This is a genomic window from Streptobacillus ratti (assembly GCF_001891165.1).
Taxonomy (GTDB): Bacteria; Fusobacteriota; Fusobacteriia; order Fusobacteriales; family Leptotrichiaceae; genus Streptobacillus; species Streptobacillus ratti.
In genome coordinates, this window is the sequence record NZ_LKKW01000004.1 from 18303 (window position 1) to 44293 (window position 25991).

At 25.5% G+C, this 25991-nt stretch carries 25 protein-coding genes; 1 reads left to right on the plus strand and 24 read right to left on the minus strand.

Annotation, left to right across the window (positions count from 1 at the left end; translation table 11 throughout):
- Positions 1-82: 82 nt before the first annotated feature.
- Positions 83-799, plus strand: coding sequence for a YebC/PmpR family DNA-binding transcriptional regulator (locus tag BT993_RS01280; protein ID WP_072592868.1), 717 nt, complete (start codon positions 83-85; stop codon positions 797-799).
- A 26-nt stretch (positions 800-825) separates the two neighbouring features.
- On the opposite strand, the gene disA is transcribed toward BT993_RS01280, so the two are convergent.
- The 24 genes from disA to BT993_RS01400 all read right to left on the minus strand — a co-directional run bounded on the left by disA (position 826) and on the right by BT993_RS01400 (position 25991).
- The gene (disA, locus tag BT993_RS01285; protein ID WP_072592869.1) at positions 826-1875 is read right to left on the minus strand and encodes a DNA integrity scanning diadenylate cyclase DisA; all 1050 of its coding nucleotides are present in this window, start codon (positions 1873-1875) and stop codon (positions 826-828) included.
- A 6-nt stretch (positions 1876-1881) separates the two neighbouring features.
- Positions 1882-3228: a DNA repair protein RadA gene (radA, locus tag BT993_RS01290; RefSeq protein WP_072592870.1), complete on the minus strand. Its 1347-nt coding sequence runs from the start codon at positions 3226-3228 to the stop codon at positions 1882-1884.
- Positions 3218-3724 (minus strand): pantetheine-phosphate adenylyltransferase, encoded by a 507-nt coding sequence (coaD, locus tag BT993_RS01295; protein ID WP_072592871.1) that lies wholly within the window; start codon positions 3722-3724, stop codon positions 3218-3220. Before coaD ends, radA begins: the two co-directional genes overlap by 11 nt.
- A complete protein-coding gene (gene rnc / locus BT993_RS01300; protein WP_072592872.1) occupies positions 3725-4426 on the minus strand; it encodes a ribonuclease III in 702 nt (233 codons plus the stop codon).
- 1 nt (position 4427) lies between these two features.
- Positions 4428-4658 carry an acyl carrier protein gene (locus tag BT993_RS01305; protein ID WP_072592873.1) on the minus strand — a complete coding sequence of 77 codons (231 nt, stop codon included), beginning with the start codon at positions 4656-4658 and terminating at the stop codon, positions 4428-4430.
- A gap of 47 nt (positions 4659-4705) precedes the next feature.
- Complete coding sequence (locus BT993_RS01310) at positions 4706-5392, minus strand: YjjG family noncanonical pyrimidine nucleotidase (RefSeq protein ID WP_072592874.1); 687 nt, start codon at positions 5390-5392, stop codon at positions 4706-4708.
- Between the two features lie 53 nt (positions 5393-5445).
- Positions 5446-6837: a glycogen synthase gene (locus BT993_RS01315; protein ID WP_072592875.1), complete on the minus strand. Its 1392-nt coding sequence runs from the start codon at positions 6835-6837 to the stop codon at positions 5446-5448.
- Between the two features lie 14 nt (positions 6838-6851).
- Positions 6852-8105 (minus strand): glucose-1-phosphate adenylyltransferase, encoded by a 1254-nt coding sequence (locus BT993_RS01320; RefSeq protein ID WP_072592876.1) that lies wholly within the window; start codon positions 8103-8105, stop codon positions 6852-6854.
- Between the two features lie 88 nt (positions 8106-8193).
- Complete coding sequence (gene miaB, locus BT993_RS01325; protein WP_072592877.1) at positions 8194-9504, minus strand: tRNA (N6-isopentenyl adenosine(37)-C2)-methylthiotransferase MiaB; 1311 nt, start codon at positions 9502-9504, stop codon at positions 8194-8196.
- Between the two features lie 11 nt (positions 9505-9515).
- Positions 9516-10274 carry a formate/nitrite transporter family protein gene (locus tag BT993_RS01330; RefSeq protein WP_072592878.1) on the minus strand — a complete coding sequence of 253 codons (759 nt, stop codon included), beginning with the start codon at positions 10272-10274 and terminating at the stop codon, positions 9516-9518.
- Between the two features lie 127 nt (positions 10275-10401).
- The gene (locus tag BT993_RS01335; RefSeq protein ID WP_072592879.1) at positions 10402-11157 is read right to left on the minus strand and encodes an exodeoxyribonuclease III; all 756 of its coding nucleotides are present in this window, start codon (positions 11155-11157) and stop codon (positions 10402-10404) included.
- A gap of 81 nt (positions 11158-11238) precedes the next feature.
- Entirely contained in the window at positions 11239-11574 is a 336-nt protein-coding gene (locus BT993_RS01340) for a hypothetical protein (RefSeq protein WP_072592880.1), read from the minus strand.
- A complete protein-coding gene (gene rsmH, locus BT993_RS01345) occupies positions 11574-12503 on the minus strand; it encodes a 16S rRNA (cytosine(1402)-N(4))-methyltransferase RsmH (protein ID WP_072592881.1) in 930 nt (309 codons plus the stop codon). The genes BT993_RS01340 and rsmH overlap by 1 nt, the downstream gene beginning before the upstream one ends.
- 17 nt (positions 12504-12520) lie before the next feature.
- Positions 12521-12946 (minus strand): division/cell wall cluster transcriptional repressor MraZ, encoded by a 426-nt coding sequence (gene mraZ, locus BT993_RS01350; protein WP_072592882.1) that lies wholly within the window; start codon positions 12944-12946, stop codon positions 12521-12523.
- A 312-nt stretch (positions 12947-13258) separates the two neighbouring features.
- Positions 13259-15715, minus strand: coding sequence for a glycogen/starch/alpha-glucan phosphorylase (locus BT993_RS01355; RefSeq protein ID WP_208600499.1), 2457 nt, complete (start codon positions 15713-15715; stop codon positions 13259-13261).
- Positions 15716-15916: 201 nt separating this feature from the next.
- Complete coding sequence (locus tag BT993_RS01360) at positions 15917-20068, minus strand: hypothetical protein (RefSeq protein ID WP_072592884.1); 4152 nt, start codon at positions 20066-20068, stop codon at positions 15917-15919.
- Between the two features lie 227 nt (positions 20069-20295).
- Positions 20296-20577 carry an HU family DNA-binding protein gene (locus BT993_RS01365; RefSeq protein ID WP_072592885.1) on the minus strand — a complete coding sequence of 94 codons (282 nt, stop codon included), beginning with the start codon at positions 20575-20577 and terminating at the stop codon, positions 20296-20298.
- A gap of 95 nt (positions 20578-20672) precedes the next feature.
- The gene (locus BT993_RS01370; protein WP_208600500.1) at positions 20673-20873 is read right to left on the minus strand and encodes a preprotein translocase subunit SecG; all 201 of its coding nucleotides are present in this window, start codon (positions 20871-20873) and stop codon (positions 20673-20675) included.
- 13 nt (positions 20874-20886) lie between these two features.
- A complete protein-coding gene (tpiA, locus tag BT993_RS01375; RefSeq protein ID WP_072592887.1) occupies positions 20887-21645 on the minus strand; it encodes a triose-phosphate isomerase in 759 nt (252 codons plus the stop codon).
- 76 nt (positions 21646-21721) lie between these two features.
- Positions 21722-22531 (minus strand): Cof-type HAD-IIB family hydrolase, encoded by an 810-nt coding sequence (locus BT993_RS01380; protein WP_064580818.1) that lies wholly within the window; start codon positions 22529-22531, stop codon positions 21722-21724.
- 159 nt (positions 22532-22690) lie between these two features.
- Positions 22691-23476: an ABC transporter permease gene (locus BT993_RS01385; RefSeq protein WP_072592888.1), complete on the minus strand. Its 786-nt coding sequence runs from the start codon at positions 23474-23476 to the stop codon at positions 22691-22693.
- 2 nt (positions 23477-23478) lie between these two features.
- Entirely contained in the window at positions 23479-24243 is a 765-nt protein-coding gene (locus tag BT993_RS01390; RefSeq protein WP_064580097.1) for an ABC transporter permease, read from the minus strand.
- Positions 24244-24301: 58 nt separating this feature from the next.
- A complete protein-coding gene (locus BT993_RS01395) occupies positions 24302-25183 on the minus strand; it encodes an ATP-binding cassette domain-containing protein (protein ID WP_244147529.1) in 882 nt (293 codons plus the stop codon).
- A 292-nt stretch (positions 25184-25475) separates the two neighbouring features.
- Positions 25476-25991 (minus strand): methylated-DNA--[protein]-cysteine S-methyltransferase, encoded by a 516-nt coding sequence (locus BT993_RS01400; protein WP_064580101.1) that lies wholly within the window; start codon positions 25989-25991, stop codon positions 25476-25478.

Sequence of the window (25991 nt, forward strand, 5' to 3'; positions counted from 1 at the left end):
TTTAGTAATATATACACATTTTTATTTAATTTTTAAAAAGATTATGATATAATTAGGAATATATTATATAACGGAGGGAAAAATGGGAAGACACGGTACTATCGCAGGTCGTAAAGAGGCTCAAGATAGAAAAAGAGCATCTGCATTTACAAAATATGTAAGATTAATTACAGTTGCAGCTAGAGAGGGTGCAGATCCAGATTACAACGTTGCATTAAAACATGCTATTGAAAAGGCTAAAAGTATTAATATGCCTAACGACAATATACAAAGAGCTATAAAAAAAGGTTCAGGTGCTGATGGTGGAGCTGGTTATGAAAGCTTAAATTATGAGGGTTATGGACCAGGTGGAGTTGCATTAATAGTTGAAATACTTACAGATAATAGAAATAGAACTGCTTCAAGTGTTAAATCTTCTTTTGACAAAAACGGAGGGAATCTTGGAACACCAGGATGTGTATCATATATGTTTGAAAGAAAAGGAGAAATTATTATTGAAAAAACATCTGAATCAGATGAAGATGAATTAATGATGATAGCATTAGATTCAGGAATGGATGATATGAAAGTTTATGATGATAGTTTCTACATCACTACTCCTACTGATACTTTTGATAATGTATTAAATAGTATTAAAGAAGCTAAATATTCTGTAGTTGAGGCTGACATATCTTATGTACCCTCTATAGAAGTTGAAAATCTATCAGCTGAAGATTTAGAAAAATTAAATAAATTAATAGATGTACTAGAAGATAATGATGATGTTCAAAAAGTACATCACAACTATACTGGAGAATAAAAAAAAACGACTAGCGTCGTTTTTTTTTATAATAAATGTCTATATCTTTCTCTTAATCTTAAAACCCTTTCAGTTTTAAATTTACCCATACCTTTTATACTACATATTTGCTCATAATCTGCATTTAATAAATTACTTAAATTTTTAAAATGTTCTACAAGATTTTCAACATCTTTTTTTGTTAATTTATTGGCAGTATTAAGTATTCTATATCCCTTAGGAAATAAATTCTCATCAATAAGATCTTGTTTTAAATCATATCCAAGTACTTTAGCGAGTTTAGAATCATCTCTAATATCGTCCTTAGATAATTCAAGTAAATCAGCAAATATCTTTTCTGCACTTTTATTTTTTCTATTATAGTCTTTAATAAAATCTATTAAACTATTTTTTTGATTTGCCATTATCTCATTATGTTGTAATTCAACTAAACGTCCCTCTGTTCCAAGCTCCATTATATATTGTCTAACTTCTTTATCCATAGTAAACATTAAACAAAAATATCTTAAGCCAGAAATCACTTCTTCAAGCAATACAGTATTTTCAAATTCAGATATAGTTAAATTTACTAAATATTTATTCACTGAACTAGCATATTTTTCAAGCGACATTATAGCTTGTGATGATTTAATTAATAAATCTCCTACTAATTCTAATGTACGCTTAAATTGACCTTTTGAAACAGTAATTCTTTTTCTCCTCTCAGAAATAGTTATAACAATATTTCCTGTGAGTTTTGCAATTCTATCAGCAGTTCTATGTCTTGTTCCACTTTCGGTAGTTTCTACATTTTTATCAGGTTGTAATTGTATATTAGCTCCATGAATTATTTTTAAATCTTCAGAAATTAATATTGCTCCATCCATTTTAGCAAGTTCGTAAACTTTTTGAGGAGTAAAAGTTGTTTCTAGTTTAAATCCACCATCTATATATTTTTCCATATCTTCAAGTGAACCTAAAATTATTAGACCTCCTAATGAAGCTTCTTGTATTTTTTCTATGGCAGACCTCAAAGGTTGACCTGGTGCTATTATTTTAAATATTTGTTCATATACTTTCTCTTCTTTATTAATCATAGATTATCACAACCTTTCTACCAATTCACTAATATTATTAATATAACTTAATTTTAATTCTGTTTCAAAATTTTCAAGCTCTAATTGATGTGCTCTAGGAATATATACACCTTTAAAGCCTAATTTTTCTAATTCCTTTATTCTCTTTTTTATAAAAGATATTTTCCTTATTTCACCTCTTAATCCTATTTCGCCTATTGCAGCAATTTTTTGACTAATTTGTAAATTTTTTATAGTTGAAATAAAAGATAAGACTATAGCTAAATCAGCTGCTTGATCTTTAAGTTGTATTCCACCTGGTATATTTAAATAAATATCATTATTACCTAAATCTATTGATAAAGTTTTAGATAATACAGCAAGTAATATTTCTATTCTATTTCTATCATATCCCTCAATAATTCTTTTAGGTAATCCAAATTTAAGAGGAAGTGCTAAAGTTTGTATTTCAAATAATATAACTCTTGAACCCTCTATTGATGTTGTTATAATACTTCCAACATTTTTTTCATCTCTCTCGGATATAAAAAACTCTGAAGGATTTTTTATTTCTTCTATACCGTCTTCTTTCATATCAAAAATTGATATTTCATTTGTAGAACCATATCTATTTTTTATACTTCTTATTATTCTATAATAATTATTTTCATCTCCCTCAAATGAAAGAACAGCATCGACCATGTGTTCTAATAATTTTGGTCCTGCTAATTTTCCATCTTTAGTTACATGTCCAACTATATAAAAAGAAATGTCATTTGTTTTAGCTATATCTATTAATTTTAAAGAACAATCTCTTATTTGAGATACTGAACCAGGAACTGAAGATACAGTTTCTGAATATATGGTCTGTATTGAATCTATTATTACAACTTTAGGCTTTGAATTATTAATTGCAACTTCAATATTTTCTAAATTAGTTTCACTTAATAAGAAAATTGATTTAGAATTGACACCAATTCTCATAGCTCTTTCTTTTATCTGCTTTGTAGATTCTTCTCCTGATACATACAAAACCTTATTATTTTCAGCATACTCATTAGATAATTGTAATAAAAAAGTAGATTTTCCTATTCCAGGATTACCTGTAATTAATACAACTTCTCCTTGTGTTAATCCACCACCAAGGACTCTATCAAATTCTGAAAATTTAGTTTTTATTCTAAATTCTTTTTCAAATTTAACTTCATTTATTGTAGTTAAATCAATATTTTTACTTGATTTTATTTTAGAAATATTTAATTCTAATTCTTCCTCTATAGTTCCCCAACTCTCACATGATGGACATTTTCCAATCCACTTTAAAGTTGTATTTCCACATTCGGTACAAACATATCTCACTTTTTTATTTGCCATTTTTTATCATATTTACCTTTTCATTGATATCTGAAATAATAGCTTTTGGTAAAAATCCAGATAAATTCCCACCATTTAAAGCAATTTCTTTTACTATACTAGAACTTAAATAAAGATACTCTCTGGAAGCTGTTAAAAATATTGTTTCAAAAGGTTTAGATGCTAGAGTTTCATTTGTTAATGTAACTTGAAGTTCATATTCATAATCTGAAACTGCTCTTAATCCTCTAACTAAAATATCAATATTTTCATTTTTCATATATTCTACAAGTAGTCCAGAACATTTAACTACCTTAGCATTATTAATATTTTCTTCTCTTAAAACTTTTTCTATTAATTTAACTCTTTCATCTATACTAAACCATTCTTTTTTAGATGAATTTATAAATACTCCTATTATTAAATCATCAAACAATTTAGCACTTCTTTTTATAATATCTAAATGACCTTTAGTAATAGGATCAAAACTTCCTGGATAAATAACCTTAATATTCATCTAATGCTCCTTATTTAATTTCTCTATAGCTTGTTTTGCTGCAATTTTTTCTGCCATTTTCTTACTTTTGGCTATACCTTTACCATATAATCTTTCTTCAACTCTTACTTCTATTTCAAAAGTTTTATCATGATCTGGTCCTAATTCACTTACCACATTGTAAATAGGTGTTACCTTGTATTTTAGTTGAGTAATTTCCTGTAATGCCGATTTATAGTCTGAAACCCATTCTATCTTATCTAAATTATTAATTTTAGATTCTAATAATTTCAACACAACATCTCTAGTTGTAGAATAATCTGAATCAAGATATATTGCTCCTACCATAGCTTCAAATACATCCCCTAACACAGAATTTCTTTCTCTACCTCCAGACATATTTTCTCCATTACTCAAAAAAACATAATTTCCTAAATCTAAATCTCTTGAAATAGTTGAAAACACTGTTTCACTAATAATTTGACTTTTTATTTTGGATAATTCTCCCTCATTACTTTTTAAATTATTCTTATATATATATTCTGTTGTAATTAAATCCATAACAGAATCTCCTAAAAATTCTAATCTTTCATTATCCTTAATATTAGGAGAATTATGTTCATTCACATATGAACTATGAGTCAAAGCTTCTAAAAGTAGCTTTTTGTTTTTAAAAGTATAATTTATTTTGGACATCAATTCATCAAAATCCATTTTTTTCATATTATTTTACTCTTTTCTCCTCAATAATTTTAATTAAATCATTTACTGTCTTTATATCTTTTATTTCTTCTTTTGTAATTTCAAATCCATATTTTTCTCCTATAGTCGAAGATAATTCAATTAAATCTAATGAATCTGCTCCGAAGTCTTCAACTATTTTAGATTCAAGTGTTATATTTTCACTTTCAATATCTAATTGATCTAATATTATTTCCCTTATTTCTTCAAACATACTTTTTTCCTTTCAAGTTTAATACCTTATTATATCATATTTTTAAACTACTTACAATGATTTAAGATTTCTAAAATATCAGCAAAATCACTTGCAAAATATGTTGGTTTAATATCTATATCATTATCTTTTTTCATATAATTAAACCATATAGAATCAATACTATAATTATTGGCACCTAAAACATCAGCAGTTAAACTATCACCTATCATTAAAACTTCTTTTTTATTAAATTTTAAATCTTTTTCTATAAACTCAAAAAATTCTTTAGAGGGTTTACTACTACCAATTTCTTGAGAAATATATACTTTTTTAATATATTTTTTAATACTTGAATTATTTAATCTACTGTTCTGTATTTCTGTAAATCCATTAGTTGCTGCATAAATTTCATATTTGCAAGATAATTTTTCTAATAATTGACTAGCACCTTTCATTTCTATTCCTTGTTTTCCAATTATTTTAGTATATTTTTCTGATAATTCTTTGCCATCTTTTTCTATGCCAAAATGATTAAATACTATGGAAAATCTTGTGTCCATTAATTCTTCACTATTAATTAAATTTTTTTCTAATTTTTCCCATAATTTTTTATTTTCTATTTTATACAAAGATTTAAATTCTTCAATATTTTCTACTCTTTCTTCAGTAAAAAATTCATTTAGTGCATTTTCTTCTGATTTATTAAAATCTAATAATGTATTATCTAAATCAAATAATAATATTTTATACATATCTATCTCCTACTTTAAAAACACTCTTAATCGAAATCAAGAGTGTTAATCTATTATGGTGTTGTTTTTGCTATTTGATATAATTTTTCATATTCTTTAGAAGATTTATCCCAAGAATTATCAATCATCATATTTCTTTTTATAAGTTTATTCCATATATCTTTTTTATCATAATATATATGTTCTGCATATCTTATAGTATTTAACATATCATCTGCATTGAAATTTGTAAATGAAAATCCATTACCCTCATCAGTATATTCATTATACGCTATAACTGTATCTCTTAATCCTCCAGTTTCTCTAACTAGAGGTATAGTTCCATATCTCATAGCTATCATTTGTGATAGACCACATGGTTCATATCTTGATGGCATTAAAAATAAATCTGAACCAGCATACAATAAATCAGATATTTCTTCAGAATATCCTATATATGCTTTAAATTTATCCGGATATTTATATTCTAAATATTTATAGTAATCTTCATAATATTTAGAACCTGAACCAAGTATTACAAATTGAACAGCATCATGTTTTAATATTTCTTCTATTCTTGAAGATACTAAATCTAATCCCTTACCTTCAACTAATCTTGAAACTAAAGTAATAAATAAAGTGTCATCTTGTTTAAAATCAAATATTTCTTGAATTTTTCTTTTATTTAATATTTTTTTATCTAAGCTTTCAACATCAAAATTAATAATTTTACTATTTGTCATAGGATTATATATATCATAATCTATTCCATTTAAAATTCCATGTATTTGCTTATATGATGTAAGCCATTCTAATCCCTCTGCAAAATATGGATATTTTATCTCTTCAGCATAACTAGGACTTACTGTATTAATTACATCTGCAAAAGAAAGTCCTATTTCCATAAAGTTTAAAAAACTACTTTCTCTTTGATAACCTAATTTATCAAATGAATAATTATTAAATCTTCCTTGATACATTAAATTATGTATTGTAAAAACTACTCTCATATCCCAATAATAGGGATCTTGCTTATATCTATTCTTTAAAAAATATGGTAAAGGTCCTGTTTGCCAATCATTACAATGTATAATATCAACTTGTAATCCTATCTTTTTTAGGAAAATTAATGTTGCCTCACAAAAAAGTGCATATTGATAATCTTCATCTAAATCACCATATACTTTTCCTCTTTCAAAAAAATTTCTATTTTCTATAAAATAATAGTTGATTTTATCTTCACCACTATATCTAATTAAATTAAATATTTCTCCATTTATCTCAGTAGTAGCTATAAACTCCATTTTTTCTAAAAATTTAAGAGGAATTTTATCATATTTAGGCATGATAACTGAAACATCATGTCCTAAACTCTCCATTTTTTTAGGCAATGCTTGTAATACATCTGCAAGACCACCTGTTTTAAAAAAAGGATATACTTCTGATGATACATATATAATTTTCATATAACTCCTATTCTCTATTTCTTAATTGTTTCTCCACTATGTATATAGTTACCCTCATTTAACATATGAACTTTTGAAAAAATTCTAACATTTCTTTCAACTATTGTACTATTACCTAACTTGGAACTTTTTCCTATTACACTTATTCCTTTATATAATAAGTCGGGTTTTTCAATATTTGTAGTATAATCATCACCATGTCCTATTAATGAATTTTTACCTATATATACATTTTTATCTAATATTACCGTATCTAAATGTGTATTTTCATCTATGTATGTATTAGAAAATATAATACTATTTCTAACTGTAGCTCCTTTTCTAATAGTAACTCCAGGACCTAGTACTGAATTTTCAACTCTACCCTCAATTTTACAACCATTACAAATCAATGAATTTAATACACTTCCTGTAACACCTATTCTCACCGGTGCCATATCTTCACTTCTTGTATAGATTTTCCAATTAGGGTCGTATAAATTTATACCAATTTCTTCAGATTTTTTTATTAAATCTAAATTTGCCTCTAAATATGAGTCATATGTTCCTACATCCATCCAATAAGAATCATAATAATGTAAAAACACTCCTCTTTGATCTTCAATTAATTTAGGTATTATATGTTTACCAAAATCTAAATCAGGAATATCACTTTCTTCAATATACTTAATTAATGTTTCAGTATTAAATATATAAATACCCATAGAAGCAAAATTGCTCTTAGGATGTTCTGGTTTCTCTTCAAAACTTAATATTTTATTATGTTCATTTACTTCAAAAATACCAAATCTTGAAGCTTCTTCATAAGGGACGTTAATTGCAGCTATGGTTAGTTCTGCATTATTTCTTTTGTGTTCTTCTAACATCCATAAATAATTCATCTTGTATATATGATCTCCAGATAAAATTAAAACATATTTAGGTGCTTTACTTTTAATAAATGCTAAATTTTGTCTTATTGCATCTGCAGTACCCTCATACCATGATTGACCTTTTAAAGTTTCGTGTGGTTGTAATAATGTAATGCTAGAATCTCTTCTATCAAAATCCCATGGCTTACCTGAACCTATATGCTCATTTAATGATAAAGGTAAATATTGTGTCAACAAAGCAACATCATATATACCTGAATTAGAACAATTACTAAGTGTAAAGTCTATTATTCTAAATTTACCAGCAAATGGAACACTTGGTTTAACTCTTTCTTCTGAAAGAATATCTAGCCTAGAGCCACGGCCACCAGCTAAAATCATTGCCAATACTTCCATAACTTTCACATCCTTTATTTGTATATATTAAATTATAGCCTAATTTTATGAAAAGTCAAATTAAAAAGAAATAATTCAAGCAAAAAGCTTAAACTATTTCTCCATATAATGTCCACGTTTTACACTCATTTATTTTTACATTAACAAAACGACCTCTATATAATTTATTATCGCCACTAAATAATACTACTTTATTAGTTGAAGTTCTACCAGTAAGAACTTCCTTATTTTTTTTACTAGGTCCCTCAACCAAAACTCTAACTGTTTTACCAAGATATTTTACACTTTCTTTATATGCACATCTATCTTGTAAATTATTTAATTTTTGCAATCTTTCTTTCTTAATTTCCTCAGGAATTTGTTCTTCCATAAGTGATGCTCTAGTACCTTTTCTAATTGAATACATAAAAATATAGGCATTTTCAAATCCTACTTTTTCTACCACATCTAAAGTATCTTTAAAATCTTCATCAGTTTCTCCTGGAAATCCTACTATAATATCTGTAGTTAAAGATGCTCCGGGTATTCTTTCTTTTATTTTTCTTGCAAGTTCTATAAATTGCTCTTTAGTATACCCTCTTATCATTTTTTTAAGTATTTTAGTTGAACCTGATTGTAAAGGCATGTGTATACATCTTGCTATTTTCTCATTTTTTGCTATTACATCTATAACATCATCTGTGAAATCCTTTGGATGTGGTGATGTAAATCTTAAGATGTAATCTCCCTCTATCTTACAAATTTCATCAAGTAATTTTGCAAAAGTATCTCCATTTTTAAATTTTTTACCATAGGCATTAACATTTTGACCAAGCAATACTATTTCTTTTGCACCTTTTTTTAAATAGTGTCTAACATCAAATAATATATCTTCCATTGGAACTGATCTTTCTTTTCCTCTTACATAAGGAACTATACAAAAACTACAACGTTTATCACAACCATAGCTTATTGAAATTGAAGCAGTTTTGTCACTTCCAAAATCAGCATCAAGCCTTGGTGGTAATTCATCTTCATTATCTGTATATACTTCATGTTCACTTTCATGTTTTAGAATTTTTTCAATAGCATCAGGTATACGACCTATATTTTGGTTACCCATTACTATATCTATCATAGGGAATTTTTTAATAAGTTCAAATCCTGCCTCTTGTGCAAAACAACCTGTAATACCTATTATTGTCCCTTTATTTTTCTTTAATTCTATCAATTCACCAAGTTTACCAAATATTTGTGTAGCTGCACCCTCTCTTACTGTACATGTATTTAAAAATACTGCATCACAATCATCAATATCATCTACAACTTGATATCCCATATTTTGAAATATTTTTTTAATCTTTGCACTTTCATTTACATTCATTTGACAACCATATGTAATTACCGTTGCTTTTTTCATAAATTCAACTCCTAATCTTTATTACAATACCATAAAGTTAATCCTATAACTATTCCTCCACCTATAAAATTACCTATAGTAACAAACACAAAATTATACATTACATTTAAAATTGTAACTCCCTCTACGCCATACATTAAGGCTAAAGGTAAATAAAGCATATTGGCTACAACGTGATCATATCCCAAGATTATAAACAGCATTATAGGGAACCATATTCCAAATAATTTTGATATACCGTCATTTGCAATATATCCAAGTAAACTAGCACCACAAACTAATACATTACATAATATTCCTTTTAATACTAAATCATATACACCTGTATGTACTTTATGTTCTGATAAATGAGATAAAAAGGTAACTCCTGCATCACTTAAAGTATGTGTTTCATATGAAATATATGCTACTATTATTGAACCTATCAAATTAAAAATCCAAACTATTGATAATATTTTTAACATTTTTAATATACTAATCTTTTTTTCTATATAACCTACTGTCATCATACAATTACTAGTGAATAATTCTAAGCCAAGAAGTACTATCATAATTAAACCCACTGGAAATACAGATGCTCCAAAAAATTTTGCAATACCAGCATTTGTTTCAATTAAATTTGCTACTGTAATGATATTACCTACAGAACCAAATGCAATAAACATTCCTCCTAATACTGACAATAAAGCCAGTTTAATAAATGGTTTTTTCATTCTTTTTTCTGTCGCATATACAACATATTCCATCAATTCTTTTTGTGTCTTTAACATAGTTTATAATATGATTTTTATCATATTCTCCTTTCTTTTTATTCAAGATAAATATATCACAAAAACACATAAAATTCAACAATATATATTGAATTGTAAAAAAACACCAATAAAAATATTGATGTTTTTAATCTATATACAATACAACAGGACAATGATCTGACCCCTCAACTTTATCATGAATTTCTGCATTAATTAATCTATCTTTTAATACATCAGAAACACAGAAATAATCTATTCTCCACCCTGTATTATTTTTTCTTGCATTTCCTCTATAAGACCACCAAGAATATGAATGTATTTTATCTGGATAAAAATATCTAAAAGTATCTATAAATCCATTTTCAATAAGTTCTGTAAACTTATTTCTCTCTTCTATTGTAAATCCAGCACTTCTAGTATTAGTTTTAGGATTTTTTAAATCTATTTCTTTATGTGCTACATTTAAATCTCCACATACTATAACTGGCTTTTTTTCTTCTAATTTTTTTAAATAAGCTCTAAACTCATCTTCCCATATCATACGGTAATCTAGTCTTTCTAATTCATTTTTAGAATTTGGAGTATAAACAGTTACAAAATAGTAATCTTCAAATTCTGCTGTTATTACTCTTCCCTCTTTATCATGTTCTTCTATTCCTATACCATAACTAACAGAAATAGGCTCAGTATCTGTAAATATAGCTGTGCCAGAATAACCTTTTCTTTCAGCATAGTTATAATATGTATAATATCCCTCTAATTCTAAATCTAATTGACCTTCACTCATTTTTATTTCTTGTAAACCAATAATATTAGGTTTTTGTTCATTAAAATAGTCTAAAAAACCTTTTTTAATACAAGCTCTTAATCCATTAACATTCCATGAAATATATTTTTTCATTTTTCACCTCTTCAAATTATATGATTAATTATACTTTATTTAAAAAAATATATCAAATAAAAAAATTGCTATTAAAAGCAATTATTTTATGTATCTTACATTTTCATTATATACAAATCCTAATTCTTTACTTTCTTTTTGAATTTTTATTACATTTGATATAGCCATTAATTCTGATTTAATAGAGTCTATTTCTTTTTCTACTCTTTCTATTCCTTTTGTATTAGCATAATTCTCACGAGCTATATTAGTTAAATTAAATTCTGTAACTATACTTACTAAAGCTACAAATATTAATGGTAGCATAAATAAAGTTAATTTAAAAAATGCAACTTTTTCTAAATTAGCTCTTAAACTTCTTATTCTTCTTAAATTTATTATTCCTTCATTTCTTCTTAAAACTCTTTCTCTTTTCATTATTTATCTCCTTTAATAAACACTCTTAATTTTGCCGAATGGGCTCTGTTATTTGTTTCTAATTCTATTTCTTTTGAAACTATAGGTTTTCTTGTAAGCACTTTCCCCTTTGATTTATTTCCACATTTACATATTGGTAAATCATATGGACATGTACAAGGGTTTTCATAATTTCTAAATTTTTCTTTTACAATTCTATCTTCTAAAGAATGAAATGTAATTACTAATAATCTTCCATTTGGATTTAACAATTCAATAGATTTATCTAATGCTTTTTCAAGAACTTCTAATTCTCTATTTACATATATTCTGATTGCCTGAAATGTTCTTTTTGCAGGATGTTTTTTCATGCTTTTACCTATTGCTTTTATAACTATATCGGCAAGTTCAATTGTTGTTTCTATACTTTTATTCTTTCTATATTCTACAATGTATTTAGCTATTTTTCTTGATTTTGGTTCTTCACCATATTTATACAATATATTAGCTATTTCTTCTTCTTTATAATCATTTACTACTTCATATGCACTAAGTTTTTGACTCTCATCCATACGCATATCAAGTTTTGCTTCTTTTCTATAAGAAAATCCTCTTTTATCATCATCTAATTGTTTTGAAGATACTCCTATATCCATTAATATTCTATCAACTTTATCATATCCAGCTAAATAAGCTACTATATCAATATTTTCAAAATTATTCTTAAATATACTAACTTTATTTCCGAACTTTTTTAATCTTTCACTTGCATATTTAATTGCATTATCATCTTGATCTATAGCAATAAGTTTTGAATTATCAGTAGAATTTGATAAAATACCTTCACTATGTCCTCCTCCACCAAGTGTGCAATCCATATATATTAAATCTTTTTTTTCTATGATATTTTCTAAAACTTCATCATATAGTACAGGTAAATGATATTCCATTTTATACCGTCCTTTTCTTAGAAGTCTATATCTATTTCTTCCATTATTTCATTTATATCTTCATCTTCTCTATAAATATCTAGTTTTTCACTATCCCATATTTCAATCTTATTTCCCATACCTATTACTGTGGCTTTTTTTGATAATTCAGCATATTTTTTTAAAGTTGATGTAACTGTAAGTCTTCCATGGCTATCAAGTTCTATTTCTTGTGCTGACCCTATAATAAATCTTTTAAATTTAGTTGCTTTTTCATCTGTTTGTCTAACTTTAGATAATTTTTCTACAATTTCTTTCCAATTTTCAAGATTATATAAATCAATTTGTCCATTAACACCTCTAGTAATATAGAAATTTTCTCCATTTAATAATTCTCTAAATTTAGCAGGTAACATTAAACGACCCTTAGTATCTACACTACAACTATATTCACCAATAAACATACATTACACCTCCTTTTCTAAAAATTTACCACTTTCAACCACTTTTTACCACCTTTTACTAATTTATACCACAAAAAACATTTAAAGTCAATATTTTTAGTACTTCTTTTACATTTTTATTAAAAAAAAATAAGTTACTTAAATTTAAGTAACTCACATTTTTATTTTTTTATATAAAATCAACCATATATTTATATATTAATTCTAAAAATTATACATTTTTCAAACTATCATTTGTTTATAAAAAAAATTTATTTATAGTAAATATAAAAGCCCTATAAATATTAGATTTATAGGACTTTTATTATCTATTTAAAAAATATAGTTTCTAGGTAAACAAGGTTTAATATTCCATATATTTTCAGCATAATCTTGTATAGTTCTATCTGAACTAAATTTACCAGCATTTGCTATATTTAATAATGATTTTCTTAACCATGTTTTTTGATCTTTATAATCTTTACTAATTTTTTCTTGTGCTTTTCTATAATCAGAGAAATCTTTTAATACAAAGTATACATCTGGTCTATTACCCTCAACACCATTTAGTAATGAATCGTATAATTCTCTGAATATTCCTGTATGAGAATCATCATATGTTCCATCAACTAATTGTTCCATTACTTTCTTAAGACCTTCTACTGTTTCATAATCGACTCTTGGATCATATTTACCATATCCCTCAAGTCTTAAAACTTCATCGGCTTTTAATCCAAATATATAGGCATTTTCCATTCCAACTTCTTCAACTATTTCCACATTAGCACCATCTAATGTTCCTAAAGTTAATGCACCATTTAACATAAATTTCATATTACCTGTACCAGATGCTTCTTTCCCTGCTGTTGATATTTGTTCTGAAATATCAGATGCTGGGAATATTTTTTCAGCAAGTGAAACTCTATAATTTTCTAAGAATACAACTTTAATTTTATTATTAATACTTGTATCATTATTAATTACTTCAGCAACAGTATTAATTAATTTAATAATACCTTTAGCTCTTCTATATCCAGGAGCAGCTTTTGCACCAAATATAAATGTACGAGGTGTTACATCTAATAATGGATTTTCTTTTAATTTATTATATAAATCCATAATATGTAAAACATTTAATAATTGACGTTTGTATTCATGTAATCTCTTAACTTGAACATCAAAAATTGAATTAATATCTACTTCTATACCTGTTGTATCTTTAATATATTTAGCTAATTTAATCTTATTTTCTTTCTTAATATCAGATAATTTATTTAATACATTTTCATCATCTAAATATTTTTCTAATTTTTTAAGTTCTTTTAAATCAACTATCCATTTATCTCCAATTAATTCAGTAATTAATGAAGCAAGTTCTGGATTTGAATTTAATAACCATCTTCTTTGTGTAACTCCATTTGTTTTATTTTGGAATTTTTCTGGATATAATTCATACCAATCTTTTAATTCTTGATTTTTTAGAATTTCTGTATGTAATTCAGCAACTCCGTTTACAGCATGTGAACCAACTATTGCAAGCCATGCCATTTTAACTTTGTCATCTCCTATTATACTCATTCTTTTAATTTTTTCATAATCTCCATTAATTTTTTTAGAAAGCTCTATTAAAAATCTTCTATTAATTTCTTCAATTATTTGATAAATTCTTGGTAATAATGGTCTAAATATATTTATTTCCCATTTTTCTAAAGCTTCTGATAAAATTGTATGATTAGTATATGCAAATACTTTTTTACAAATTTCCCATGCTTCATCCCAACTTAGTTTTTCTTGGTCAAGTAATATTCTCATTAATTCTGGAATTGCAACCACTGGGTGAGTATCATTTAATTGTATTGCAACTTTTTCTGGTAATATTGCAAAATTATTTCCAAATGTTGCTTTATGTCTTCTGATAATATCTTGTAAAGATGCAGATGTAAAGAAAAATTGTTGTTTAAGTCTTAAAATTTTTCCTTCTCTTTCTGTATCATTTGGATATAATACTCTTGAAATATCTTTAGCTCTAACTTCTTTTTCAGATGCTAAAATATAGTTTTGAGAATTAAATAATTTTAAATCAAATCCCTCGGGTGATCTTGCTTCCCATAATCTTAAAGTATTAATAACATTATTTCCATAACCTATTACAGGAACATCGTATGCAACAGCTAATACATTTTCTGTATTTACTCTTTTAAAATATTCTTTTCCTACTTCATCTTTATGGATTTCAATATCTCCTCCGAATTTAACTTCAAACACTCTGTCTATTCTTTTTACAGACCATGGAGTTCCATACTGTTGCCAATCATCTGGATATTCAACTTGGAATCCATTTTCTATTTTTTGTTCAAACATACCATATCTATATCTTAATCCATATCCATGTCCTGGCAATCCTAAAGTAGCAAGTGAATCTAAGAAACAAGCTGCAAGTCTTCCTAATCCACCATTTCCAAGTCCAGCATCCATTTCATAATCTTCTAATTTATTAATATTAAGTCCTAATTCTTCTAATACTTCTTTCATAACTTCATTATATCTTAAATTAATCAAGTTATTACTCATATATCTTCCCATTAAAAATTCTGCTGATAAATAATACATTTGTTTAACTTGATCTTGTTGTCTAGTTTTTTTAGTATTATACCAATGTTCAGTTATTTCATCCATAGTTGCTCTTGCAACTGCATAATATATTTCATATTCTTTTGCATCATCTAAAGTTTTACTATACTGTCTTCTTAAAGATAATAGAATTTTATCTTTCAATATCTTTTTATCCATGATTTCCTCCAATAATAATATATTTACATTTTATAATATTTGCCTTGATTTGTCAACTATTAAACCGTTTGCATAAAATTTAGAAAATCGAAGTATTTTAAGTTACAATTCATTATTAAAAATATATCAAAATCATACATTTTATGTTTTATGTAAAACTTATAAAAAAAGATACCCAAATTTTGGATATCTTAATTTTATCTACCATTTATATTCAAGTCCAGTTCTAATATTAAAATTAACTTCTTTATAATCCTTATTTTTAAAATATACAGGTAATTCTCCACTTATTCTTGCTTTTAAATTATGAATTAATCTATATGTCATTTTAACCTCTGGAATTATAGTATTCTCAAATGAATAATGATTACTTCCATATAACCTAATATCTTTTAATATTATCTTATCTGTAGATTCATACTTTCCAATTAATTTATATCTCATTCCAAGTGATATATCTACATTTTTAGTTGCATTAAAATTATACCCTAAATATGTGTTTAAATTTACATTTATCTTCTTTGCATGTAAATAAGTATTTTCCACTATACTCTTATTTTCTGATACTTTATTTGGTATAGAAAGTATTTCTTTTAATTCAGTTTCGGTTATTTTTGCATAATTAAGTTCATAAAATTTCTTTCCTGGTACATAAATTTCATTACCATCTGCATTTTTCTTTTTAACAAAGTCTTTTAAAGATTGTAATAAATCATTTTCATTCATGTCTACTTTATTATTCATGTTATTTTGAATGTCAGTATCATTTATAGAATTTTTATTACTTTCAACTACTATAACTTTTGATTTAGTTTCTATCTTTGTTGTTTCTTTCTTTATATCTATTAATTTTGTATCATTATACCCTAATACTAAATTTAAATTAAAGTTAATACCTTTTTCTTGTCTATATTCTGTTTCTATATCAATATCATATTTTTCATGTTCTAAAGTTTTAATTTCATTTTTTGATGTTGTTTTTTCCTCTGTTTGTACATCAACGAAGTAATTATATACTTTCCGAGAAAAAAAGTGCCACCAAGGGAAATTTTTTTGAGTATTCCATGCAAAAGTTGTATTTTTAGTACTTACATTACTATTGACTTCTTTTTTCTCTATAGAACCACTTACTTTAGTACTATCAGCTTTAATATTTACTCTAAAATTACCCTCTTCTTTCTTTATATCTAAAAATGGTGTAATTATATACTCTAACTTATCATCAAACGCTACATTGGATAAAGCATTATTTACATGGCTATATTCATTACTATTACGTTTTTTTAATATACCTAAAACATTAGGCTTTAATTCATCCCCAAGAATATCTTTTCTAGGTTTAAAAACATATTTAAATCCTACTACTGTTGAAAATTCAGTCCCTTTTGAATATTCCAATCCAACTCTTGTTGATATATCTGAATCATCCTTAGATATCATAAATCTTGGCTTAATAGGTAAATTAACTATCAATGGATTTAAAGATACATTAAAGTCTATATTTTTATCATTTCCCTTTATATCTCCTCTTAAAAAAGTAAGATCTGCCATAGCTTTATATGAGAAATAATAGCCTGGTTCATTACCTAATACTGCTCCACCCTCAATATTACCAGATGTTTTAAATTTAATTGGATTTTCTTTAGTAAATATTATATCTTTATAACTATCATCTATTAAATATTTAATTTCTCCTGAATACATAGCCTTTAATCCAGATGGTGAGAAATTTCTAAATCCTATTGGTAATTCAAAATTAGTAGAAAATATTATATTATCATATGGTCTATATAACATAGTAATTCTTGGAGATACTATATTATACATCTCATACATAGATGTTACTGCACCACTTTCCACAGTTTCTATATAGTCTGTTTGATGTATATCTCTTTTTAGTTTAGTTTTATTTTCACCTTTAAGTTTATTGTATTCTTTATCAACTAATTCTTTTTCTGTTGTTTGAGATGTTATTATAGGGTTTTTATCTTTACCTATAGGATTATTATCTTTATCTCTTTTAGCAATATTCCACTTTACATCTTTGTCATCTTTTAAAATATGTTTTGGATTAATCCAACCATATTGACCAATATGTCTTATACCTAATAATAAATTAAATCTTTTTGTTGCTGGTATATTAAAACCAAAATATGTATCTGTATTTAAATCAATAGTATTGTATACATATTTTAATTCATTTTCATTTACTTTTTTATTATCTTTTTTCTTAATTAAATCATTTTCAGAGAATGATAATCTAACTTTACTACTAAAGTCTAAAACTCCTTTTTTATATATTGCATCAATATCTAAATGATGAGCTTTTTTTGAATATGAATATTTTTCTGCATCAACTTTAACACTATCATTTACTAAAAAAGAAAGACCAAATTTATTAATTCTATCAAAATAACCTAAATCTATCCTTATTTTAGGTGAGTATTTTGCCTTATTATCATTTAAATCAATCTCAGAAAAAATATTTTTTAACTCTTCTTCATATTTTAATATATTTTTTCCTTTTTCACTTTGATGTATATATAGTCCTCTTAAAATATCAAGACTCTTAACTTCATAAGGATTTTTAATAGTCTCTTGTATTATATCAAATTCAGTATGTACAGTATCTCTAATTCTTTTATACCAAAATATATCTTTTATAATATTCCAAGTACCAAGTTTAGAAATATTTTGAATTGGATCTATTTTATGTTCCCTTAATAATCCAGCTATTAAATAATCTCTAATATCATTGTCAAAAGTATGAAATCCATTTTTTTTCAATAAAAAACTATCAGAATCTTTAGGATTGGGCAATAAATTTCCTCCTGAAGATTGAGGCTGAGGACTAGAAACATTTCTTTTTCCTTTTAAATAAGAAACAGTAGCACTAGAAGCTCTATATACATCTGGAAGTTGAGGGTTTCTTATACCGTCATATAGATAGTCTGGACCTAAGTCATCAAAATTTATATTAGAATAATCAAAATTTTTATAATATCCAGGTAACAGATATTCAAAATCTTTTTGAACTTGAGTCCAAAGACCTACCTTTGAATATTTTCTATCAGGATCTATCCCTAATTTTTTATATATATCTTTTGCTATCTTTTTTGCTATACTATTAAACTGATTTTTATTTTCTACTTCTGCCATTGTACTTTTATATTTAATTGCAGGCCACCAAAAATCTGTTATAGCTGCTTTTTTATCTTTTTCAAAAATCTTTACTATTTCTGAAATATTTTTAAAATATGGATTAGAATGTATTTCATCAAATATACTCTTACTAACATATCTAATCAAAGAATCCCCATAAAGTGAACCTGAATTATATCCAAGTATTCTTATTGTTCCCTTTCTACCAGATACTTCAGCTTTTGATAAATCTGCATAATCCTTATCATATTTATCTGCATTAATCATATCATCTTTATTATATTCACTTTTTAATGTCCATTTTTTAAAATATTCTATTTTATTATAACCGGGTACAACATATTTAATCTTATCTAATTCATTATTTAGATTATACGATGATTCATTATGATTAAGTAAAACAGAAACACTAGAATATATATTGTTACTTCTATATCTAATAGTTGGTCCATAATCTAAATTTTTATTTTGACCATAAAAATCAAAAGAAACAGATACTTTACTATCTGGAATAGGATTAACACTAAAATTATAGTCTACAACCTTATTTTTCAAAACTTTTTCTGCATCTGTTTTATCCAAATCTATTTTTTCAGAACTCTCTCCCTTGATATAGTAATTAATTTCTCCATTAATATATTTATTATCAGAAATTAATGAAAGTTTTATTTTATCTATATCATTATTACTTAAAAACTTATCATATGAAAGACCTTTACCAATTACATCAACCTTTATTCCTAAACCAAAGTAGTTTTCTTTTAATTTAATTCCAAGTCTTTTTCTAAGTTCTATATTTTTTGATAAATATTTTATAGCTAATTTTACATCTCTTTCTGTTGGACTATAGCTAGGTTTATAATAATTGTATCCTGAATAATAACTAGGTTGTGGCAAATAATTAGTACTTCTTGGACTTATATTACCAACATTTTGACTAGTAAGCATAGCACTTCTATAATTATAATTTAATTTTACATAATCTGTATATACTCTAGGTCTAACTAAATCTATTAATTCTGGTAATGATCTTATAGTACTTTCTACTCCATCTACACCAGATGATGTATCTATACCAAAACTAACTTCCCCCTCTATTTTACTCTTTTCTTCAATTGAATATGTAATTGAAGATAATAAGAATAAAAATAGTAGTTTTTTATTTATAATCTCTTTAATATTAAATATCACATGCTACCCTTTCGTTATCTATTAATCAAACACTTCTATATTATAAAGTAAAAAAAATGAATTTGCAATAAAATTTTGTTAATGTTAAACTTTTAACAATCTTACATTAAATAAGGATTTGTAAAAACTATTTTTGTTTATAAATTACCATTTTCAGTTCTAAATTTTTTACACAAAATTATAGCATAAAAAAAACTACACACTTAAATATGTAGTTTTATATATCATTATTTTGCTTTTGAAACTTTTTCAGCAAATTTTTTACCAACTTTGAATTTTAAAACTTTTTTAGCAGGTATTTTAATTTCTTTTTGAGTTTTAGGATTAATTCCTTCTCTTTCTTTTCTCTCTTGAACTTTGAATGATCCCCAACCAACGAATTGAACATCTTCACCTTTAACTACTAAGCTTTCAACTGTTTCTAAGAAAGCATTAACTAACTCTTCTGATCTTTTTTTAGTTTCTCCTGTTAATTTTGCATATTCTTCAACAAATCCTTTTTTTGACATAAACATTTCCTCCTTATTTTATAATCAATATTATTATACACTTTTTTTTTTCTTTGTCAAGCTCAAAGTGTCATAAATCTCAGTTTTTATCATATTTATCTAATAATATTATGTAAAATTGCAACAAATAAGAATAAAAAAGCAACATATTCTGTAAACTTCTCTATACCCTCTTTTTCTTGATCTAATACATTTGCAGTTTTAGCAATACCACGACTTCTATCTGGTTGAATTAAAATAACTCCTATTAGAATAATCGCTAATATTACTAATAATACTACTAATAATGTTTTCATTATTCAATCCTCCTTATATTTGAGAACCAGCTTCTACAAGTTTAGCAAAACTCATAGGATCTAATGCTGCTCCACCAATTAATCCACCATCAATATCATTTTGTGACATTAATTCTAAAGCATTTTCTGGTTTCATAGATCCACCATATTGTACAGTTATTTCATTTGCAATGTCAGAACCATACATATCTATTAATAAGTTTCTAATAAAAGCATGAACTTCTTGTGCTTGTTCAGCAGTAGCAGTTTTACCAGTTCCAATTGCCCACACTGGCTCATATGCTAATACTACATTAAGTATACCTTTATCACAAACATCTTTTAAACCTTCTCTTAATTGTTCTTCAACAACTTTTTCAGTAACATTAGCTTCTCTTTGTTCAAGAGTTTCACCAAAACATAAAATTGGTTTTAATCCATTATGAATAGCTGCAAGAACTTTTTCATTAATAAATTTATTACATTCTTTATAGTATTCTCTTCTTTCAGAATGTCCTACTAATACATATTCAACACCTAAATCTTTTAACATTAAAGGAGAAATTTCTCCAGTATATGCTCCATTATCTTTTGGGTTCATATTTTGAGCTGCTATTTTAACATTAGAACCTTTTGTTTCTCTAATCGCAGTTTCTAAGTTTGTAAATGGTGCAGCTACAACTATTTCAACATTTTTCCCCTCTACTAAAGGTAATAATTCTTTAAAGAATTTTTCTGTTTCAGTTCTAGTTTTATTCATTTTCCAGTTTCCTGCAACAATAATTTTTCTCATTTCATTCCTCCAATTTTAATTCTATATGTAATAATATCATATTTTACTTAGCTTGTAAATAGTAGAAAGCCCATATTTACTTAATTAATATAAATTTTTCAATTAAATCTGCAAGTATTCCCTCATCATTACTTACCCCTACATAATCAGCCATTTCTTTTACCTCAGGCTTAGCATTACTAGGTGCAACTTTAAAAGCACCAGCAGAAAGTAAAGGTATATCATTGTAGCTATCTCCTACAACTATTGTATTACTTTTATCAAAATTTAATATTTCTAATAATTTATGTAAAGTTTTACCTTTATCTATATTTTTATTTACTATCTCTAAAAATATAGGTAGAGATCTAGCAAAAAATAGTTTTTCAGCAAATTTACTTTCTTTTAATATTTTTTCATGTTTAATCAAATTTTCTGGTTCAGAAAGTAATGAACATTTAATAGAATTTTCAAAATTCATTTTTTCTATATCTTCTATTAATTTTATTTCTCCTTTTGTAATTTCACCTTCAACTATTGCATATTCATTAATTTCATTTACATATATACTTTTATCATCATACATTAAAAAAGTTAAATTATTTTCTTGTGCATAATTATACATTTCTAAAATATCATTTTTTTCTATACCTAAACTATATATTGTCTTCCAAGTTTTACAATCTATTATTTCTCCACCATTAAATGATACTATATATCCACCAAATTTATCCATTTTAAGTTCTTTAGCAAAATCAATCATAGCAAAAGTTGGTCTACCACTTGCTAAAACAAATTTATGACCCATTTCTTGTATCTTTATAATCTTATCTACATTTTTTTCTGCAATTTCATGCTTGCTATTTAATAGTGTGCCGTCCATATCGGTAGCAATTAATTTTATCATACAATTCTCCTCTTTTATTATATAAATATATAAAGTTGTTTTCCAATACATATTACAGTAGTATTATATCAAAAATTCACTATTTATTCAAACAACAAAAAAAGCCACCTCAAGTGAGGTGTAGCGCTTATTTTCTCCAACATAAATATTTACAAAAGTCTATGTACCTGTACTAGTATAACTCTTTAGATAATTTAAAAAGACTAAACAACTAATACAAAAGAATATCAAAGATACTCCAATAGAAATTAATAATATAATAAGAGAATTTAAAAAATTATTCTCAATAAAAATATGACTAGAAATAAAACTAATCCATGCTACTGGTAATATATATGTAAAAATAGCTACTAATACATTACCATATATAGTTACAGGGTATTTCATAAATTCATATATCAGATAAGGAATATCTGAAAAATCACTAACACCTACTGTTTTTAATGATATAATTGAACCTAAAATTGAAAAACTTGCAAAAATTAAACTACCAAAGAAAGATAAAATAATAGAAAATATTAAAGTATACCAACTTAATTTTAATTGATAAATACATATAATATTAATCAAAATACCAATAATTAAATCTCCCCAGGCATCATCATCAAACCCCTCCATAAAAATCTGAAAAAGTGGATTAACAGGTTTTACTAAAAAACGTTCTAAAATTCCATTACGAACATAATAAGAAATATTAAGTGTGTTCATAAATAGAGAACGCCACATAGCAAAGCCCATAGTAGAAAGTGAGTATAAATGCAACAATTCATAAAAAGACCAACCATCTAACTTAGGTACAAGTGTATAAAGGAAAAATAACATAAATAAGCTAGATATATTTTTTATCATCATTGCAAAAATTCCTATATAGAAATCAGTCCCATATGACTTTAATCCTTTAATATTTAAACTGAAATATTTACAAAATAAATTAATGTATCTCATTTTTAACCTCCATTCACAGTAAGTCTTTTAATACATATTTTCATTACCATTTTATATAATATGAATATAAGTATAATGTATATAAATTGTACTAATAAGATTTTTGAAAAATCTATTTTAAATATATAAAATTCTGAAATTTTACCAATAGTCAATGAAAATGGTAAAAAAGAAACAATCTGTTTTAACCAATTAGGATATAGGAATAATGGAAAAATAGATCCTGAAAACACAGTCATCAAGGCTTGTTTTAATGAATCAATCCCCCATATACTTTGTGTAAAGAATGCAAGACTTCCAAAAAATAATTCCATTACAAAGTTTAAAACATATCCAGTTATAATTAAGAAAAATGTTTGAATTAATATAAATAAACTAAAATTATCTGTAAGAACAATAATAAAAGCAATGTTCATAATACTTATCGTCGCAACTTTAGCTACACTTGAACCAAGAGATTCAAAGAAATACTGTTTTTCTAATGGAACAGGTTTACATAATCTATGGATAATAGTCCCCTCTCTAATATCATCACTGATAGTCATTGAAATATTAGTATGTAGAACACTCAAAAATTGATTAAGTAAAAAGTATGTCATTAAAACAGGTAATTCTACTTGCTTATTTTGGTAAGCAAGTATGTTAGACCATAACATATATTGAATAAAGATATAAATAATATTTTTTAATATTGAAAAGAAAAGAAATTCTCTATAAATCGCTATTTTCTTAATTCCAATAACAGTAATTCTGTATATCTGATTCATATTCTATAATTCCTTTCCAAATTCTATTAACAATGATTCTAAATCACTCTCTTTTATTTCAAAATGAACAATCTGATTTTTTTGAAAACAATATATTAACATATTCTGTCAACTTATGTTTTGGAATATCCTTGATTTGATATTCATAATCATTAAATTTTTCAATAGAAGTATTACTAGATAAATGTTCTAGTTCTAGTCCTTTTTCTGAAAGAGTAAGATTCATTGTAACATAACCTATTTTTTCTTTTACTTGTTCTTTGTTATTATCCAACAATATTTTTCCATGATTTAACACAATAAATCTATCACATACTTCGTAAACATCTTGTAATTGGTGTGAAGTAAAAATAATTGTCATTTCTTCTTTTAATTTAATAATTAAATCAATTATTTTCCTTTTACTAACTACATCAAGTCCAATTGTTGGTTCATCTAAAATTAATAACTTTGGTTTGTGTAATAATGATGCAAGAATATCTGCTCTCATCTTTTGACCTAAACTTAAAGTTCTAACGGGTCTATCCCAAAATACTTTTACATCTAATAATTCAGCATATTTATTTAAAAGATTATCAAATTCTTCTTCATCAATCTTATATAAAGCCTTATTTAGTAAATAAGCATCAAGTGGAGTTACGTCCCATCTTAACTGACTACGCTGTCCAAAAACAACACCAATTTCTTTCATATTTTGTTCTCTATAATCAACAGCATTTTTCCCAAATAAGAGTGCATCCCCTCTATCAGGTTTAAGTATTCCTAAAACAACCTTTAATAACGTTGATTTCCCTGCTCCATTTAAACCGATTAATCCAATACATTCCTTATCTTGTATTGTTAAACTAACATCAGTTAAAGCTGGAATTTCTTCTATTGTTCGTTTAAAGAAACCTTTTTTAATCACATATTTTTTAAATACAGATGTTAATTGAATCATATTCTATCTTGTATGATATAAAACTATATCATACAACTCCTTTCTTTTATGTTTTATTGTTTATGAGTAGTTGCTAAATTAAATTTAATTAAAACAGCATTAAGCTAGGTTTGAATTTTTAAAAATAATATCTAATAAAGTGAATCCTTAAATCTCAATAAATTATTTATATAATCTAAAAAAACATATTATGAAAATAATATGCTTTTTCAACTTTTGATATTTATAAAATTTAAAAATATACACATTACTAACTTAATCTATATAGCATCATAAATGATATTATTTTATACTAATACTTTAAACTATCTATATCAATACCCTCAAGAGCCAATAATTCTACTTTTATATCAATTCCTCCAGCATAACCTGTAAGTGAGCCATTAGCTCCCACTACCCTATGACAGGGTATTAAAATAGAAATTGGATTATGTCCTACTGCTCCACCAACAGCTCTTGCAGAACTTTTTATTCCATATTTTTCATTTAATTTATCAGAAACTTCTTTATAGCTCATAGTCTTACCATAAGGTATAGATAGCAATACCTCAAATACTTTTTTTCTAAATTCTGTTGCTTCTGGTAATAAAATATTAGTATTAATTGTTGGATTTTCTCCTAAAAAATATCTTTTTAACCAATTTATAGTTTCTAAAATTATTTTATTTTCTCCAACTTCTATATTAGAAATATCATACTCTGAACCAAAATATTTTTGATTTTCAAACCAAAGTCCTTTTAAAGTTTTTTCATCTGCTAGTATAATAATTTTACCAATATGTGAATTATAAATATTTTTTATTAACAT